Here is an 18,069-nt window from a genome sequence, read left to right on the forward strand (position 1 = left end):
ATAGGGGAAATTCATGAAAGTTTTCTACGATAAAGACTGCGACCTGTCGATCATCCAGGGCAAGAAAGTCGCCATCATCGGTTACGGCTCCCAGGGCCACGCCCAGGCGTGCAACCTGAAAGACTCCGGCGTTGACGTGACCGTCGGCCTGCGTAAAGGCTCGGCCACCGTTGCCAAGGCTGAGGCCCATGGCCTGAAAGTCACCGACGTGGCTTCTGCCGTTGCCGCCGCCGACCTGGTCATGATCCTGACCCCGGACGAGTTCCAGTCTGCGCTGTACAAGAACGAAATCGAGCCAAACATCAAGAAGGGCGCCACCCTGGCCTTCTCCCACGGTTTCGCGATCCACTACAACCAGGTTGTGCCGCGCGCTGACCTCGACGTGATCATGATCGCGCCGAAGGCTCCGGGCCACACCGTACGTTCCGAGTTCGTGAAGGGCGGCGGTATCCCTGATCTGATCGCCATCTATCAAGATGCGTCCGGCAACGCTAAAAACGTGGCGCTGTCCTACGCAGCTGGCGTTGGTGGCGGTCGTACCGGCATCATCGAAACCACCTTCAAGGACGAGACCGAAACCGACCTGTTCGGCGAGCAAGCCGTTCTGTGCGGCGGTACTGTCGAGCTGGTCAAAGCCGGTTTCGAAACCCTGGTTGAAGCTGGCTACGCGCCGGAAATGGCCTACTTCGAGTGCCTGCACGAACTGAAGCTGATCGTTGACCTCATGTACGAAGGCGGTATCGCCAACATGAACTACTCGATCTCCAACAACGCCGAATACGGCGAGTACGTGACCGGTCCGGAAGTGATCAACGCCGAGTCCCGTCAGGCCATGCGCAACGCCCTGAAACGTATTCAGGACGGCGAATACGCCAAGATGTTCATCAGCGAAGGCGCCACTGGCTATCCTTCGATGACCGCCAAGCGCCGTAACAACGCTGCCCACGGTATCGAAATCATCGGCGAGCAACTGCGCTCGATGATGCCGTGGATCGGTGCCAACAAGATCGTCGACAAAGCCAAGAACTAAGTCGCGAGCTTGATCGAAAAACGCGGCCCTGGCCGCGTTTTTTCGTTTGGGCGGTGGCTTCTGGTATAAAGCTGCATCGTTTGCGGCCGAACCGTCGTCCCAGACACCTGTCGAATTTTTCACACCGTTGCAAGGTACTGTCCATGAGCGAACGTCCCGACGAGCCAAACCAGGCTCCTGACGCCGAAAGCCTGCTGCCCATCGATGAGCACGTCGAAGAAGGTCATGACGCTGAAGGCCGTAAGGTCCGGCATCGTGGCATCTATCTGCTGCCGAATCTGTTCACCACCGCGAACCTGTTCGCCGGTTTCTATTCCATCATCAACTCCATGAGCGCCCAGGCCGCATTGAGCGCCGGCGATAGTGCGGGGGCGAGTCGTTACTTCGCCTTCGCCGCCATTGCGATCTTTGTCGCCATGGTGCTCGACGGTCTGGACGGGCGCGTGGCCCGTATGACCAATACCCAGAGCGCGTTCGGTGCCGAATACGATTCGCTGTCCGATATGGTCGCTTTCGGCGTGGCCCCGGCTTTGCTGGCGTTCGGTTGGGCGCTGGGAGACATGGGCAAGGTCGGCTGGATGGTCGCCTTCATCTATGTGGCGGGCGCAGCGTTGCGCCTGGCGCGCTTCAATACACAGGTCGGCAAGGCTGACAAACGCTACTTCATCGGCCTGGCCAGCCCGGCCGCTGCGGGTGTTGTAGCGGGTGTCGTCTGGGCGTTCAGCGACTACGGCATCCAGGGTTCGAAGATGTCGTTCCTGGTGGCGCTGCTGGTAGCGGCGGCCGGGATGCTGATGGTCAGCAACATCAAGTACAACAGCTTCAAGGAGCTGGATCTGAAGGGGCGCGTGCCGTTCGTTGCGATTCTGGCGGTGGTGCTGGTATTTGCGGTGGTCTTCAGTGATCCGCCGCGTATTCTGCTGCTGATATTCCTCGGCTACGCGGCTTCCGGCCCGGTTCAATACCTGTTGCGCCTGCGTCGCCACAAAAGCGCCGAGTGATGTAATTTCCCCCATACTCCGCAGTCTATTGGTGCACCTGCCCTCCAATACTGCGGAGTTGTCATGCTGATCAAGATCCCCAAGTCGTCCGACTGCCTTGAATTGGACGTCACGCCTGAATCCCTCTATCTATCCCGTCGTCAAATGCTCGGTGCAACCATGGCGGGCCTCGCTGTGAGCAGTCTGCCGCGTTGGGCCAGTGCTGCCGATGCGGCGCGTTATGCCGATGTCGAGCCCGGTAAGGCGCCGTCCTGGTTTGCCGAGAAACTGCCGTCCACCCAATGGGGCGCGGTCACGGTCAAGAATGAGCCCGTCACACCGTTCAAAGACGCCACGCATTACAACAACTTCTATGAGTTCGGGACCGACAAGGGTGATCCGGCGGCGAATGCCGGATCCTTGAAAACCGAACCCTGGAGCGTGGTGGTGGACGGGGAGGTGGGCAAGCCGGGACGTTATGGCTTGGAAGATTTCATGAAGCCTTATCAATTGGAGGAACGAATCTATCGCCTACGCTGTGTCGAGGCCTGGTCGATGGTCATTCCCTGGATCGGCTTTCCCATCTCTGCGCTGCTCAAACAAGTCGAGCCAACCTCCAAGGCTAAATACATCCGTTTCGAAACCCTGCAAGACCCCAAGACCATGCCCGGACAACGCTCCGGCTTCGCCCTGATCGACTGGCCTTATGTGGAGGGTTTGCGACTGGACGAGGCGATGAACCCGTTGGCAATCCTGGCGGTAGGGATGTACGGGCGGGAGTTGCCGAACCAGAACGGCGCGCCGTTGCGGTTGGTAGTGCCGTGGAAGTACGGCTTCAAAAGTGTGAAGTCCATTGTGCGCATCAGCTTGGTTAGCGAGCAGCCCAAGACGACCTGGCAAAGCATTGCGTCCGACGAGTACGGCTTCTATGCCAACGTTAACCCGACGGTCGATCACCCGCGCTGGACTCAGGCGCACGAACGTCGTTTGCCGAGCGGGCTGTTCAGTCCCAATGTTCGCGATACATTGATGTTCAACGGCTATCAGGATGAAGTCGCTTCTTTATATACAGGAATGGACTTGAGGAAGGACTACTGATGCGTTTTCCAGCATGGCGAGTCGGCGTCTTCGTTGTGACGGCGGTCTGGCCGTTACTCTGGCTTTACCAGGCGTTGATGAGCACGTTGGGTCCTGACCCGGGCAAGGTACTGGTGGATCGGCTTGGGTTGGGTACGCTGATCTTGTTGTTGATCACCTTGAGCATGACGCCGCTGCAGAAACTGACGGGATGGGCGGGGTGGATCGCGGTCAGGCGCCAGTTGGGGTTGTGGTGCTTTACTTATGTAGTGCTGCATCTGAGTGGGTATGCGGCGTTCATACTGGGATTCGGTTGGTCGCAGCTGGGCGTCGAGCTGAGCAAGCGTCCTTACATTATCGTTGGGGCGCTTGGGTTCCTCGGCTTGTTGGCGCTGGCGATCACATCCAATCGCTACAGCCAGCGGCGGCTTGGCGTGCGCTGGAAAAAGCTGCATCGCCTGGTTTATCTGATTCTGGGACTTGGTCTGCTGCACATGCTGTGGATCGTACGGGCGGATCTGAAAGAATGGTCGATGTATGCCTTTATAGGTGCCGTCCTGTTGATGCTGAGGATTCCTCCGGTTATGCGCCGGATCCCACGTTTAATGGGGCGCAAGATTCCTTCTGCAACAAAAGTGTAATTAGTCCTTGACGGCAGATTCTGGAAGTCTATAATTCGCCCCACTTCCGGCGCAGTCGAAACGGAAAACTCCTTGAGTTTCAATGAGTTACACGGTTTTCGACAGCGGCCCGCTTCAGTTCATCGAAGCCTGGAAGGGGTTGAAAAAGAGGTGTTGACAGCAGCGAGTAACGCTGTAGAATTCGCCTCCCGCTGATGAGAGATCAGAAGCGCAAGTGGTTGAAGTTGCAGAGGAAACTTTGAAAACTTCTTAAAATAACCGCTTGACAGCAACACCAGGCGCTGTAGAATGCGCGCCTCGGTTGAGACGAAAGACTCAACCCACCGCTCTTTAACAACTGAATCAAGCAATTCGTGTGGGTGCTTGTGGAGTCAGACTGCTAGTCAACAGATTATCAGCATCGCAAGTTACTCCGCGAGAAATCAAAGATGTAACCAACGATTGCTGAGCCAAGTTTAGGGTTTTCTCAAAACCCAAAGATGTTTGAACTGAAGAGTTTGATCATGGCTCAGATTGAACGCTGGCGGCAGGCCTAACACATGCAAGTCGAGCGGTAGAGAGGTGCTTGCACCTCTTGAGAGCGGCGGACGGGTGAGTAATGCCTAGGAATCTGCCTGGTAGTGGGGGATAACGCTCGGAAACGGACGCTAATACCGCATACGTCCTACGGGAGAAAGCAGGGGACCTTCGGGCCTTGCGCTATCAGATGAGCCTAGGTCGGATTAGCTAGTTGGTGAGGTAATGGCTCACCAAGGCGACGATCCGTAACTGGTCTGAGAGGATGATCAGTCACACTGGAACTGAGACACGGTCCAGACTCCTACGGGAGGCAGCAGTGGGGAATATTGGACAATGGGCGAAAGCCTGATCCAGCCATGCCGCGTGTGTGAAGAAGGTCTTCGGATTGTAAAGCACTTTAAGTTGGGAGGAAGGGCATTAACCTAATACGTTGGTGTTTTGACGTTACCGACAGAATAAGCACCGGCTAACTCTGTGCCAGCAGCCGCGGTAATACAGAGGGTGCAAGCGTTAATCGGAATTACTGGGCGTAAAGCGCGCGTAGGTGGTTCGTTAAGTTGGATGTGAAATCCCCGGGCTCAACCTGGGAACTGCATTCAAAACTGTCGAGCTAGAGTATGGTAGAGGGTGGTGGAATTTCCTGTGTAGCGGTGAAATGCGTAGATATAGGAAGGAACACCAGTGGCGAAGGCGACCACCTGGACTGATACTGACACTGAGGTGCGAAAGCGTGGGGAGCAAACAGGATTAGATACCCTGGTAGTCCACGCCGTAAACGATGTCAACTAGCCGTTGGGAGCCTTGAGCTCTTAGTGGCGCAGCTAACGCATTAAGTTGACCGCCTGGGGAGTACGGCCGCAAGGTTAAAACTCAAATGAATTGACGGGGGCCCGCACAAGCGGTGGAGCATGTGGTTTAATTCGAAGCAACGCGAAGAACCTTACCAGGCCTTGACATCCAATGAACTTTCTAGAGATAGATTGGTGCCTTCGGGAACATTGAGACAGGTGCTGCATGGCTGTCGTCAGCTCGTGTCGTGAGATGTTGGGTTAAGTCCCGTAACGAGCGCAACCCTTGTCCTTAGTTACCAGCACGTAATGGTGGGCACTCTAAGGAGACTGCCGGTGACAAACCGGAGGAAGGTGGGGATGACGTCAAGTCATCATGGCCCTTACGGCCTGGGCTACACACGTGCTACAATGGTCGGTACAGAGGGTTGCCAAGCCGCGAGGTGGAGCTAATCCCACAAAACCGATCGTAGTCCGGATCGCAGTCTGCAACTCGACTGCGTGAAGTCGGAATCGCTAGTAATCGCGAATCAGAATGTCGCGGTGAATACGTTCCCGGGCCTTGTACACACCGCCCGTCACACCATGGGAGTGGGTTGCACCAGAAGTAGCTAGTCTAACCTTCGGGAGGACGGTTACCACGGTGTGATTCATGACTGGGGTGAAGTCGTAACAAGGTAGCCGTAGGGGAACCTGCGGCTGGATCACCTCCTTAATCGACGACCGCAGCTGCTCCATGAGCTCCCACACGAATTGCTTGATTCATTGAAGAAGACGATAGAAGCAGCCCTAAATTGGGTCTGTAGCTCAGTTGGTTAGAGCGCACCCCTGATAAGGGTGAGGTCGGCAGTTCGAATCTGCCCAGACCCACCAATTTTGTGTGGGAAACGCCTGTAGAAATACGGGGCCATAGCTCAGCTGGGAGAGCGCCTGCCTTGCACGCAGGAGGTCAGCGGTTCGATCCCGCTTGGCTCCACCACTACTGCTTCGATTGTATAAAGCTTAGAAATGAGCATTCGATCAAGGTGATGGTGAATGTTGATTTCTAGTCTTTGACTAGTTCGTTCTTTAAAAATTTGGGTATGTGATAGAAAGATAGACTGAACATCACTTTCACTGGTGATGGCTCAGGCTAAGGTAAAATTTGTGAGTTTAATCGCGAATTTTCGGCGAATGTCGTCTTCACAGTATAACCAGATTGCTTGGGGTTATATGGTCAAGTGAAGAAGCGCATACGGTGGATGCCTTGGCAGTCAGAGGCGATGAAAGACGTGGTAGCCTGCGAAAAGCTTCGGGGAGTCGGCAAACAGACTTTGATCCGGAGATGTCTGAATGGGGGAACCCAGCCATCATAAGATGGTTATCTTGTACTGAATACATAGGTGCAAGAGGCGAACCAGGGGAACTGAAACATCTAAGTACCCTGAGGAAAAGAAATCAACCGAGATTCCCTTAGTAGTGGCGAGCGAACGGGGACTAGCCCTTAAGCTTCTTTGATTTTAGCGGAACGCTCTGGAAAGGGCGGCCATAGTGGGTGATAGCCCTGTACGCGAAAGGATCTTAGAAGTGAAATCGAGTAGGACGGAGCACGAGAAACTTTGTCTGAATATGGGGGGACCATCCTCCAAGGCTAAATACTACTGACTGACCGATAGTGAACTAGTACCGTGAGGGAAAGGCGAAAAGAACCCCGGAGAGGGGAGTGAAATAGATCCTGAAACCGTATGCGTACAAGCAGTGGGAGCCCACTTTGTTGGGTGACTGCGTACCTTTTGTATAATGGGTCAGCGACTTATTTTCAGTGGCGAGCTTAACCGAATAGGGGAGGCGTAGCGAAAGCGAGTCTTAATAGGGCGTCTAGTCGCTGGGAATAGACCCGAAACCGGGCGATCTATCCATGGGCAGGTTGAAGGTTGGGTAACACTAACTGGAGGACCGAACCGACTACCGTTGAAAAGTTAGCGGATGACCTGTGGATCGGAGTGAAAGGCTAATCAAGCTCGGAGATAGCTGGTTCTCCTCGAAAGCTATTTAGGTAGCGCCTCATGTATCACTGTAGGGGGTAGAGCACTGTTTCGGCTAGGGGGTCATCCCGACTTACCAAACCGATGCAAACTCCGAATACCTACAAGTGCCGAGCATGGGAGACACACGGCGGGTGCTAACGTCCGTCGTGAAAAGGGAAACAACCCAGACCGTCAGCTAAGGTCCCAAAGTTATGGTTAAGTGGGAAACGATGTGGGAAGGCTTAGACAGCTAGGAGGTTGGCTTAGAAGCAGCCACCCTTTAAAGAAAGCGTAATAGCTCACTAGTCGAGTCGGCCTGCGCGGAAGATGTAACGGGGCTCAAACCATACACCGAAGCTACGGGTATCACGCAAGTGATGCGGTAGAGGAGCGTTCTGTAAGCCTGTGAAGGTGAGTTGAGAAGCTTGCTGGAGGTATCAGAAGTGCGAATGCTGACATGAGTAACGACAATGGGTGTGAAAAACACCCACGCCGAAAGACCAAGGTTTCCTGCGCAACGTTAATCGACGCAGGGTTAGTCGGTCCCTAAGGCGAGGCTGAAAAGCGTAGTCGATGGAAAACAGGTTAATATTCCTGTACTTCTGGTTATTGCGATGGAGGGACGGAGAAGGCTAGGCCAGCTTGGCGTTGGTTGTCCAAGTTTAAGGTGGTAGGCTGGAATCTTAGGTAAATCCGGGATTCTAAGGCCGAGAGCTGATGACGAGTTACCTTTTGGGTGACGAAGTGGTTGATGCCATGCTTCCAAGAAAAGCTTCTAAGCTTCAGGTAACCAGGAACCGTACCCCAAACCGACACAGGTGGTTGGGTAGAGAATACCAAGGCGCTTGAGAGAACTCGGGTGAAGGAACTAGGCAAAATGGCACCGTAACTTCGGGAGAAGGTGCGCCGGTGAGGGTGAAGCATTTACTGCGTAAGCCCACGCCGGTCGAAGATACCAGGCCGCTGCGACTGTTTATTAAAAACACAGCACTCTGCAAACACGAAAGTGGACGTATAGGGTGTGACGCCTGCCCGGTGCCGGAAGGTTAATTGATGGGGTTAGCTAACGCGAAGCTCTTGATCGAAGCCCCGGTAAACGGCGGCCGTAACTATAACGGTCCTAAGGTAGCGAAATTCCTTGTCGGGTAAGTTCCGACCTGCACGAATGGCGTAACGATGGCGGCGCTGTCTCCACCCGAGACTCAGTGAAATTGAAATCGCTGTGAAGATGCAGTGTATCCGCGGCTAGACGGAAAGACCCCGTGAACCTTTACTATAGCTTTGCACTGGACTTTGAATTTGCTTGTGTAGGATAGGTGGGAGGCTTTGAAGCGTGGACGCCAGTTCGCGTGGAGCCAACCTTGAAATACCACCCTGGCAACTTTGAGGTTCTAACTCAGGTCCGTTATCCGGATCGAGGACAGTGTATGGTGGGTAGTTTGACTGGGGCGGTCTCCTCCTAAAGAGTAACGGAGGAGTACGAAGGTGCGCTCAGACCGGTCGGAAATCGGTCGTAGAGTATAAAGGCAAAAGCGCGCTTGACTGCGAGACAGACACGTCGAGCAGGTACGAAAGTAGGTCTTAGTGATCCGGTGGTTCTGTATGGAAGGGCCATCGCTCAACGGATAAAAGGTACTCCGGGGATAACAGGCTGATACCGCCCAAGAGTTCATATCGACGGCGGTGTTTGGCACCTCGATGTCGGCTCATCACATCCTGGGGCTGAAGCCGGTCCCAAGGGTATGGCTGTTCGCCATTTAAAGTGGTACGCGAGCTGGGTTTAGAACGTCGTGAGACAGTTCGGTCCCTATCTGCCGTGGACGTTTGAGATTTGAGAGGGGCTGCTCCTAGTACGAGAGGACCGGAGTGGACGAACCTCTGGTGTTCCGGTTGTCACGCCAGTGGCATTGCCGGGTAGCTATGTTCGGAATAGATAACCGCTGAAAGCATCTAAGCGGGAAACTAGCCTCAAGATGAGATCTCACTGGGACCTTGAGTCCCCTGAAGGGCCGTCGAAGACTACGACGTTGATAGGCAGGGTGTGTAAGCGCTGTGAGGCGTTGAGCTAACCTGTACTAATTGCCCGTGAGGCTTGACCATATAACACCCAAGCAATTTGCATCGGCTCTTTAACACAGAGCAGCAGATTGCGGTGTGTGAAGACGACATGAACCGAAAGTTCGAGGCAAACACACAAACTATCGCATACCCATTCGCTGGAACGTGTTTAGACACGCGCCGGCTACCGAATTTCTTGACGACCATAGAGCATTGGAACCACCTGATCCCATCCCGAACTCAGCAGTGAAACGATGCATCGCCGATGGTAGTGTGGGGTTTCCCCATGTGAGAGTAGGTCATCGTCAAGATTAAATTCCGAAACCCCTATCTGCTGATGCAGGTAGGGGTTTTGTTTTGCTCGCGATAAAAAGTGTACGAAGCTCGTGACAAAATTTGCACAGTTATTTCCGAGCCGGAACACTAGAATAGCCCCACCTTAGCTGAGCCAGAGCTCTTTATGCCCGATCCGTCAGACACTCATCGGTTGTCAGATCTGCCCCTGAACGATCTGGTGGCGTGCCATGAGTGCGACCTGTTGATGCGCAAGCCTCAGCTGGCCCGTGGTGAAAAAGCCGAATGCCCTCGTTGTGGGTATGAACTCTATGCTCACCGGCACAACGTGGTCGAACGCAGTCTTGCCTTGGTCATCGCTGCTCTGCTCTTGTATGTGCCGGCAAATTTTTTACCCATCATGCAACTCAATCTGCTCGGGCAGTCTTCTCAGGACACCGTTTGGAGTGGCGTGGTCGGTCTGTTCGATACTGGCATGCAAGGCGTCTCGGTGGTGGTGTTCCTGTGCAGCATGGGCATTCCGCTACTCAAGCTGCTTTGTCAGTTGGCTGTGTTACTGACTATCCGCTGGAACATCGGCCGTAGTTTCGGGTTATTGCTGTATCGCATTTATCACCACTTACGAGACTGGGGAATGCTCGAGGTCTACCTCATGGGCGTGCTGGTGGCCATCGTCAAGTTGGCAGACATGGCGGCCATAACCGTAGGCCTTGGCCTGGTGTGCTTCGTCAGTTTGTTGTTGGTTCAAGTCTGGCTAGAGGTGGTGATGTCGCCGCACCAGATCTGGCAAGCGTTATCAGGAGAGGATGCACATGCGGGCGATTGATGCAGGCATTCTGATTTGTACTGAATGCCATGAGTTGAATCGGCAGGATGCTGACACCGATAGACAAACTTGTACCCGTTGCGGCGCACGGGTTCATCCCCGTCGCCCGAATAGCTTGATGCGGACTTGGGCGTTGTTGATCACTGCCGCGATTCTTTACATCCCGGCCAACATGTTGCCGATCATGACCATCAACTCGCTGGGGCAGGGCGCTCCGAGCACCATCATGTCCGGTGTCATCGAGCTGGTACAACACGGCATGATTCCGATTGCCGCCGTGGTGTTCATCGCCAGTATCGTTGTACCCACCTTCAAACTGGTGGGTATCGCCTTGTTGCTGTTTTCCGTGCAGCGGCACCAGCCCATGTCTGCACGGCAACGCATCCTTATGTACCGTTTCATCGAATTCATTGGCCGCTGGTCGATGCTGGATATTTTCGTGATTGCCATTTTGGTGGCGGTGGTGAATTTCGGGCGGCTTGCCAGTGTCGAAGCCGGTTTCGGCGCGATCGCCTTTTCCAGCGTAGTGATTTTGACAATGATTGCCGCAGTAACCTTCGATCCCCGACTGATTTGGGATAACACGGAGTCGGATGACGACCATGACTGATTTGCCTACCGCTAAAACTCGACCGGCTTCGAACTGGTCGGCCATCTGGGTACTGCCGCTGATTGCCTTGATCATAGGCGGCTGGCTCGGCTGGCGGGCTTATAACGAGACCGGAATTGAGATCAACGTGCGCTTTGAGAGCGGCGAAGGCATTCAGGTCAACAAAACTGAAGTCGTCTATAAAGGCATGCCGGTCGGCAAAGTGAAGACCCTCACGCTAGATGACGAAGGCAGCTCGAAAGGTGTGGTCGCGACCATTGAGATGAACAAGGACGTCGAGCAATACCTCAAGACTGGAACGCGTTTTTGGCTGGTCAAACCGAGCGTGACCTTGGCCGGCATCACCGGCCTGGAAACCCTGGTATCGGGTAACTACGTGGCCATCAGTCCAGGTGAAGGGGAGTCGATCCGTAAATTCAAAGCCCTGGCCGAAGAGCCGCCGTTGTCGGACGCCAAGCCGGGCCTGCACCTGACCATCAAGGCCGACCGGCTGGGTTCGTTGAACCGTGGCAGCCCGGTGTTCTACAAGCAGATTCAAGTCGGTCAGGTGAAAAGCTATCAGCTGTCCGAGGACCAGGGCACGGTCGAGATCAAGGTCTTCATCGAACCGACCTATGCCAGCCTGGTGCGTAAACACACGCGCTTCTGGAACGCCAGCGGCATCAGCATTGATGCCAGCCTGTCGGGCGTCAAGGTACGTAGCGAATCCTTGGCCAGCATCGTGGCCGGTGGTATTGCGTTCGCCACGCCAGAAAGCCGTAAAGATAGTCCTCCCACGGATCCAAGCCTCCCGTTTCGTCTTTACGAAGATTTTGACGCGGCCGCTGCCGGTATCCGCGTGAAGGTCAAACTCAGCGACTTCGAAGGGCTACAGGCTGGTCGTACACCAGTGATGTACAAAGGCATCCAGGTCGGCAGCCTGAAGAACCTCAAGATCGACCCGGACTTGTCCAGCGCTACCGCTGAGTTGACCCTGGACCCATTGGCCGAAGAATACCTGGTTACCGGCACTCAGTTCTGGGTCGTCAAGCCATCGATTTCCCTGGCGGGTATCACGGGCCTGGAAGCACTGGTCAAGGGTAACTACATTGCCGTGCGGCCGGGTGACAAGGGCGGTGCGCCGCAACGCGAGTTCGAAGCGAGGGCGAAGGCACCGCCGCTGGACTTGCGTTCACCCGGGCTACACTTGGTCTTGCTCACCGAAAATCTTGGCTCGCTTGAGGTTGGCAGCCCGATTCTCTACAAGCAGGTCAAGGTCGGGTCGGTGCAGAGCTACCAGTTCTCTCGCACTAAAAAGCAATTGATCATCGGTGTGCACATCGAGAAAGAATACGAAGGACTGGTCAACGGTTCGACTCGGTTCTGGAACGCCAGTGGCATTACCCTCTCGGGTGGTTTGACGGGTGGGATCCAGGTCAAGAGTGAATCTCTGCAAAGCCTGATGGCCGGCGGTATTTCCTTCGAGACACCGGAGCCCAATGTGCCATTGAAAAGGCGCATCCCACGTTTCCGCCTGTTTGGAGACCGTGAGGCCGCGCAACAGAAGGGCACCGTGGTGACGATCAAGGTTGATCGCGCCGACGGTTTGCGCAGCGGCACGCCAGTGCGCTTCAAAGGGCTGGATGTGGGCAAGATCGAGGATGTGGATCTCAGCGCCGATTTGCAATCGGTACTGCTCACCGCGCGCATCACCGAAGTGCCGGAGCGTATTGCTCGGGTCGGTACTCAGTTTTGGGTGGTCAAACCTGAGCTGGGGTTGATGAAGACGTCGAACCTGGAGACGCTGGTAACCGGCCAATACATCGAAGTGCAGCCTTCGGTGAAAAGTCAGGGGCCACAGAAAAGCTTCGTGGCCTTGGCCAACCCGCCGCAAAGCGCTGCGCCCGAAGCCGGTCTGAGCCTGGTGTTGAGCGCGGCCCGCCGTGGTTCGTTGAAGACCGGCGTGCCGGTGACTTACCGCGAGATTACCGTGGGCAAGGTGACCGGTTATGAATTGGGTCAGACGGCGGACCGGGTGTTGATCCATGTCCTGATCGAACCCAAGTATGCGCCACTGGTGCGTAGCGGCACGCGGTTCTGGAATACCAGCGGCTTCGGCATGGACTTCGGTTTATTCAAAGGGGCGACGGTGCGAACCGAATCACTTGAGACACTGATCCAGGGCGGCATCGCTTTCGCCACGCCGGATGGCGAGCGGATGGGCAACCCGGCGCGACCGGAGCAGACCTTCCCGCTGTTTGATAAGTTTGAGGATGAATGGCTGACCTGGGCGCCGAAGATCAATCTCGGTAAGTGACGGTTGTTGGGTGTGTCACTGAGTTGTGCTTACCCACAAAAAAGGCCGCGATCCATTGGATCGCGGCCTTTTTCATGTCCGGCTATTCACATCACACCGGATCCAGCTCCGGCTCATCGGCCTGAGCATTCACCGTGGCTTTCACCGCATCGTGACGGCGGATGTATTTCCAGTCCGCTTCGTCGATGTAGATGCCGTTCGGGCCGCTACCACCCTCCAGGTCGATAGCCACACTGGCGCACACTTGCGGCTTCACACTGGCCAGGATCGGCACGAAACCCAGCTGCAAGCTGGTTTCCAGCAGCGCGGCCTGGTTTTTCTCGTCGATGTCCGCGGCTTCGTCGAGGTAGTACGGCAGACGCACGCGCCCGGCCTGTTCGCGGTCCATCAGGTGCAGCAACAAATACATGTTGGTCAGCGCCTTGATGGTCATGGTGGTGCCGTTGGAAGCCGCGCCGTCGATGTCGGTGTGGATCACTGGCTGGCCGTTGACCTTGGTGATCTCGAACGCCAGTTCGAACAGGTCCTTGAGGCCGAGCTGGTTGTGATTCGCTGCCACCAGGCGTGCCAGGTATTCCTTGGCTTCTTCGTTCTTGTTGTCCTGCTCGGCGCTCTGGCTGAGGTCGAACACCGACAAGGTCTCGCCTTCCTCGTACTGGCCAGCGCTGTGGATGATCTGGTCGATGTGCTTGAGCGCTTCCTTGTTCGGTGCCAGGACGATACGGAAGCTCTGCAGGTTGGACACCTGGCGCTTGTTAATCTCGCGGTTGAACAGCGCCAGTTGATGCTCGAGGCTGTCGTAGTCGCTGCGGATGTTGCGCAGGGTCCGGGCAATGTCGGTGACCGCCGCACGGCGCGCCTTGCCCAAGGTCAGGGCTTCGTCGGTGCGGTGGGCATAGGCGTTGATCAGTAACTGCAGACGCCGCTCCATGTCGTCTTCGCTGTCGAACTTGGCCACGCCCTTGAGGCGCACCTGGGCATACAGCGCTTCAATCTGGCCATCGACCCGCAGCAGGCCTTGCCAGCTGTCCTGATAGTCGTTGAGCAGCGGCAGCAGGTTGTCCATGGAATCGTCGACCGGGTCCATGAACGGCGCACCGAACGGCAGGTCCGCCGGCAGCAATTGACGACGGCGCAGGGCGTCGTCGAGGGTGCGTTGCTTGGCTTCCATATCGGCGATCTGCCGGCCCACCAGTTGCAACTTGGCGGACAGCTGCTGGACGCGTTCGGTGAAGGCGTCGCTGGAACGCTTGAGCTCGTCCTGGGCGGCTTCCATCTGTGCCAGTTGCTCGAGCTTCTCGCCTTCTTCGGCGCTCAGGGTCTGGGTGCGACGGAAGTCTTCCAGGGCTTTTTGCGCGTCCAGGACCTGCTGGTACAGCGCTTCGGTCTGGGTCTTGCTTGCCGCTCGGTCGGCGGCCACGGCTTGCTGGGTCTTGAGCTGCTTGAGTTCTTTTTCCAGGCGCTCTTTCTGGTCCCGCAGCGCGGCGCGGTCGGCCAGGGCTTGCAGGGCCGGCGGCTCGATGTGGGACAAGTCGATGGACAGGCCCGGCACTTCGAAACGCTCACCCTTGAAGCCGTCGAGGATCAGCTCCATGGATTTGACCCAGTCGCCATTTTCGTCCAGCGCAATCCCGTGCTCGCCCAGTGGCAGGCTGAACAGGGCACTGTTGAACAGACGCATCAGGCGTTCGACGTCCTGCTGCGAGAACTCTTCCCGCAGGCGGGCGTAGCTGTTGTTGTCGGCGTGATCGAGTTGCTGCTTGACCGACTTCAGGCGTTTTTCCAGATCCCGCAGGCGCTCTTCCAGGTCTTCGGCGCTGAACTGCCGGGACTGGGCGAGGGCACCGGCCAGTTCGTCGTGGGCGTCCTTGGCCGCGAGCAGTTGTTGCTCCAGGACCTTGACGTCATCCACCAGCGCAAAACGATTCTTGAGCACCGACAGTTCGCCGATCCAGCGCTGGATGCCACTGATTTCCCGCTCCAGACGCATCAGCTCCTGAGTGCCGCCGCGCTGGTCGTTCTGCAGCGAGTCCTGTTCGTTGCGGTAGTGTTCGGCCTGGATGGTCAGCTCTTCCTTGCGCGCACTGGCGTAGTCCGACCAAGTGCCCAGCAGCGAGTCGAGCAATGGCGATAGGCGATGCAGTTTGCCGCGCAGTATTTCGCGCTGCTTCACGCCATTGGCCAAGGCTTCCACCAATGGGCCGGCCGCCACCAGAGAGTTGTAGTCCTGTTCCATGCGTCGTACGTCGCGGAAAGCTTCTTCGCACGCGGCAATGTAATCCACGCTACCGGAGCGCAGGCTGTGCTCGAACGCGTCGAGGAACAGTTGCTTGAGCTTGGCCGCCGTGATTTCACGCATGTGCAACAGGTTGATGAACAACGCGCGGAAGGTCTTGAGGCTTTGCTCGCTGGTGGAGCGCAGCGGGATCAGTGTCAGGTCCAGCGGGATCGAGGTGTGACCACCCACCAGCAGGCGCCGTAGTTCATCAGGCTTGAGTTCGTAGGCTTTGAGGCCTTCGCGCTCCAGGTTGGTGAACAGCTCTTTCTGACGCAGGCAGGTGTCATTTTTCTGATAGTGAGCCAGGTCCAGTTTGCCGGCGTAGGCAAAGAACTGGTGACCGAAACCGCCGCCAGGACCGCGACCGACCACGCCAATGACGTGCGGGCCGTGGGGCAGGGCAACTTCTACCAGGATGTAGCTGGTGTCCGACGCAAAGTAGAAGCGCCGGGATTGTTCCAGGCTGTATTTGCCGAAGCTCATGTCCGACATGCGCGCCAGGATCGGGAACTGCAAGGCGTTGATCGAGGCGGATTTACCGAGGTTGTTCGCGCCGTACACCGAGAGCGGTTCTTCCAGCGGAAACAAGCCGAGGCTGTAACCGGCGGTGTTCAAAAGGGCAAAGCGGCGGATGCCGTAGCGTTCCTTGCTCATGCGTCGGTCTCCTGTTCTTCGGCAATGGCGCGGGCCAGTGCGTCTTCTTCGCTCTCAGCATCAAAGGGGCTAAGGTCCAGCGGGTCGTCGGTTTGCAGCAGCTTCTCGTCGCTGTCTTCGTCGATCAGTACCGGTACGGGCAACGGCAGCACGCTGTGCAGGCTGGCGGCCAGGTCGCGGTCTTGCTGGACCGACAGGCAGACGTCGAGGAACCGGTGCATCGGCGGCAGGAAGCGGTACACGCCGTTTTCTTCGCTGGCAAAACCCAGTTGGGTCATGCGGCGCATGATTTTTTCTTCCAGCTCTTCCTGGGTCTGCACTTCGGCCTGGATGAACAGGTCGCGGTACTTTTCCAGCAACGAAGGCAGCTCATCACGGCCCAGGCTGCCACCGTCGAGCACGGCGATCGGGTCGCGGCCCTGGTCGGCCAGATGCTCGACGAGGATGAAGGTGAACAGCGCCAGGCGCTGGGCGGTTTTGTTCACCGCCGCGGCGGCCAGGTCTGGCACGAAGTAGTAGAAACCACGGGTATCGCACACCAGCTCGAAGCCCAGGGCCTTGAACAGCGTGCGGTACTGGTCCTGGAAGTTCGACAGTTGCGCGTACAGCTCCGGGTCGCGGCGGCTGACGTGGTAGCCCTTGAACAGCTCGCGAAAGATCGGCGCCAGCTGGGACAGTTCGGATAGATCAAGATGCATGGGGAATGCTCGCAGAATCCTCGGCGGCGGTGTCCCGGGCCGAGAGCAGGGCGAAGGAGCGCAGGCTGACCTGATGCTCGTGAGTGTGGTATTCGCGGCGTTCCAGACGCTCGCGCTTAAAACGTTTTTCCCGCGACAGGCGCGAGAACCAGTACAGCAATTCGTCGGTGGCGCCGTCTGGTTCCTGCTCCAGCAGCCAGGTCATCAGGTCCGGCATCGGCAGGGCGTCTTCACAACGCTCGACCATTTCGCGCACAGTGCGCGGTGCTCGCGGGGCTTCGCCGCCCTTGTGGGTCTTGTGGGACTTGGGGAAGCGCGCCGGTTTCGGCTCGAAACGGGCCAGGGCGTACACGTAGGCTTCGACTTGGCTGGCACTGCCGAGGAAGGTGCTTTGCGGTCGGGTGAACAGCGGCATGGCGGCCTGCGGCACGGCATCAATGCCTTTGCGGCGAATGGCCGCCAGGGCCAGGGCGGCGCCACGGGTCACGGCGTTGTGGCGGCGGGCCTCTTCGCGCAGTGGCAGGAGCAATTCACGGGCATGGCGCAGAGTCAGCTGGGCGCTGGTCTGCATTTCGAGGATGCGCGCGTGGGTGCGCAGCAGCATGTCGTCGTCCACCAGGTGGCCGAGACGCTGCTGTTCGGTGAGCATGCGCAACAGCACATTCTCAACCTTGCGCACACCTTGCTCGAACGCACCGTCGGCGTTCACCAGTTGGATCATCGGCTCGACGTATTCGTCCCAGGTCGCCAGCACTTCAGCGTAGCGTTGACGCAGCGGGATCTGCCGGTCGCTGGTTTTGGCCCGTTCGGCGACGGCCACCAGGGCCTGTTCATCGTTGGCGAGTTTCTTGAGTACGTCCCGCACGCGCATGTCCAGCAGGCGCAGTTGGCGGGCCAGGTCGTTGCCGTCGCGTATGTCGAAGGCGTCCTGGATGTAACCGGCCAGACGCTCGAGGTGGCGCAGGTAGGCTTCGATCTCCAGGCACAGGCCCAGGCGGTGCTCGCGACGCAGGTAGGCGAGGAAGTCATGGATCTGGGCGTTGAGCTCGAAGCGGTTCGGGCTTTTCGCCACTGGCACAAGGATGTCCAGACGGATCCACACATCCAGCAGGCTGGTGATGTCCTGGGGCGTACTGTCCAGTTGTTGGGCGGCCAGCTGTGAACGCAATTCGTTGAGGCTCAGGGTGCCTTGGTCGAAGTGCTCGCACAAAGGTTCCAGCAATGCCCAGTGTTCAGCGAGGGCGCGCAAGACGCGCTTGGGTTCGATCATCGCAATGGCCGTCGGGTTGGCAATTAAAAGCGGCGATTGTACTG

At 57.0% G+C, this 18,069-nt stretch carries 10 protein-coding genes, 2 tRNA genes and 3 rRNA genes; 12 read left to right on the forward strand and 3 right to left on the reverse strand.

Going from position 1 to position 18,069, the window contains the following annotated elements; all coding sequences use genetic code 11:
- Positions 1–13: 13 nt before the first annotated feature.
- The 12 genes from ilvC (at position 14) to ACA047_RS04790 (ending at position 13,125) form a co-directional block, all read left to right on the forward strand.
- A complete protein-coding gene (ilvC, locus tag ACA047_RS04735; RefSeq protein ID WP_003185459.1) occupies positions 14–1,030 on the forward strand; it encodes a ketol-acid reductoisomerase in 1,017 nt (338 codons plus the stop codon).
- Between the two features lie 143 nt (positions 1,031–1,173).
- Positions 1,174–2,031: a CDP-diacylglycerol--serine O-phosphatidyltransferase gene (pssA, locus tag ACA047_RS04740; protein WP_497357125.1), complete on the forward strand. Its 858-nt coding sequence runs from the start codon at positions 1,174–1,176 to the stop codon at positions 2,029–2,031.
- A 63-nt stretch (positions 2,032–2,094) separates the two neighbouring features.
- Complete coding sequence (gene msrP / locus ACA047_RS04745; RefSeq protein ID WP_497357127.1) at positions 2,095–3,108, forward strand: protein-methionine-sulfoxide reductase catalytic subunit MsrP; 1,014 nt, start codon at positions 2,095–2,097, stop codon at positions 3,106–3,108.
- Positions 3,108–3,728, forward strand: coding sequence for a protein-methionine-sulfoxide reductase heme-binding subunit MsrQ (msrQ, locus tag ACA047_RS04750; RefSeq protein ID WP_497357129.1), 621 nt, complete (start codon positions 3,108–3,110; stop codon positions 3,726–3,728). The genes msrP and msrQ overlap by 1 nt, the downstream gene beginning before the upstream one ends.
- A 485-nt stretch (positions 3,729–4,213) precedes the next feature.
- Positions 4,214–5,750 (forward strand): 16S ribosomal RNA (locus ACA047_RS04755).
- Between the two features lie 81 nt (positions 5,751–5,831).
- Positions 5,832–5,908 (forward strand) — tRNA-Ile (locus ACA047_RS04760).
- 30 nt (positions 5,909–5,938) lie between these two features.
- Positions 5,939–6,014 (forward strand) — tRNA-Ala (locus ACA047_RS04765).
- A 235-nt stretch (positions 6,015–6,249) separates the two neighbouring features.
- Positions 6,250–9,141 (forward strand): 23S ribosomal RNA (locus ACA047_RS04770).
- Positions 9,142–9,294: 153 nt separating this feature from the next.
- Positions 9,295–9,410 (forward strand): 5S ribosomal RNA (gene rrf, locus ACA047_RS04775).
- The 16S, 23S and 5S rRNA genes sit together here with 2 tRNA genes alongside, the layout of an rRNA operon.
- A gap of 149 nt (positions 9,411–9,559) precedes the next feature.
- A complete protein-coding gene (locus tag ACA047_RS04780; RefSeq protein WP_497357131.1) occupies positions 9,560–10,219 on the forward strand; it encodes a paraquat-inducible protein A in 660 nt (219 codons plus the stop codon).
- Complete coding sequence (locus ACA047_RS04785) at positions 10,206–10,829, forward strand: paraquat-inducible protein A (protein ID WP_497357133.1); 624 nt, start codon at positions 10,206–10,208, stop codon at positions 10,827–10,829. Before ACA047_RS04780 ends, ACA047_RS04785 begins: the two co-directional genes overlap by 14 nt.
- Entirely contained in the window at positions 10,822–13,125 is a 2,304-nt protein-coding gene (locus ACA047_RS04790; protein WP_497357135.1) for a PqiB family protein, read from the forward strand. The genes ACA047_RS04785 and ACA047_RS04790 overlap by 8 nt, the downstream gene beginning before the upstream one ends.
- Positions 13,126–13,216: 91 nt before the next feature.
- Here ACA047_RS04790 and mksF read toward each other — a convergent pair whose 3' ends face one another.
- Genes mksF through mksB form a run of 3 tightly spaced genes read right to left on the reverse strand, consistent with a single transcriptional unit; the run spans position 13,217 to position 18,025 of the window.
- The gene (gene mksF, locus ACA047_RS04795) at positions 13,217–16,057 is read right to left on the reverse strand and encodes an Mks condensin complex protein MksF (RefSeq protein ID WP_497357137.1); all 2,841 of its coding nucleotides are present in this window, start codon (positions 16,055–16,057) and stop codon (positions 13,217–13,219) included.
- Positions 16,054–16,755 (reverse strand): Mks condensin complex protein MksE, encoded by a 702-nt coding sequence (gene mksE, locus ACA047_RS04800; protein ID WP_018604588.1) that lies wholly within the window; start codon positions 16,753–16,755, stop codon positions 16,054–16,056. Before mksE ends, mksF begins: the two co-directional genes overlap by 4 nt.
- Positions 16,745–18,025, reverse strand: a complete 1,281-nt coding sequence (gene mksB / locus ACA047_RS04805) for an Mks condensin complex protein MksB (RefSeq protein ID WP_497357139.1) — start codon at positions 18,023–18,025, stop codon at positions 16,745–16,747. The genes mksE and mksB overlap by 11 nt, the downstream gene beginning before the upstream one ends.
- Positions 18,026–18,069 lie beyond the last annotated feature (44 nt).

The organism is Pseudomonas sp. LBUM1664, assembly GCF_059695895.1.

Coding starts and splice junctions, on each gene's coding strand:
- ilvC (WP_003185459.1), top strand. CDS start 14: ATGAAAGTTTTCTACGATAAAGACTGCGACCTGTCGATCATCCAGGGC.
- pssA (WP_497357125.1), top strand. CDS start 1,174: ATGAGCGAACGTCCCGACGAGCCAAACCAGGCTCCTGACGCCGAAAGC.
- msrP (WP_497357127.1), top strand. CDS start 2,095: ATGCTGATCAAGATCCCCAAGTCGTCCGACTGCCTTGAATTGGACGTC.
- msrQ (WP_497357129.1), top strand. CDS start 3,108: ATGCGTTTTCCAGCATGGCGAGTCGGCGTCTTCGTTGTGACGGCGGTC.
- ACA047_RS04780 (WP_497357131.1), top strand. CDS start 9,560: ATGCCCGATCCGTCAGACACTCATCGGTTGTCAGATCTGCCCCTGAAC.
- ACA047_RS04785 (WP_497357133.1), top strand. CDS start 10,206: ATGCGGGCGATTGATGCAGGCATTCTGATTTGTACTGAATGCCATGAG.
- ACA047_RS04790 (WP_497357135.1), top strand. CDS start 10,822: ATGACTGATTTGCCTACCGCTAAAACTCGACCGGCTTCGAACTGGTCG.
- mksF (WP_497357137.1), bottom strand. CDS start 16,057: ATGAGCAAGGAACGCTACGGCATCCGCCGCTTTGCCCTTTTGAACACC.
- mksE (WP_018604588.1), bottom strand. CDS start 16,755: ATGCATCTTGATCTATCCGAACTGTCCCAGCTGGCGCCGATCTTTCGC.
- mksB (WP_497357139.1), bottom strand. CDS start 18,025: ATGATCGAACCCAAGCGCGTCTTGCGCGCCCTCGCTGAACACTGGGCA.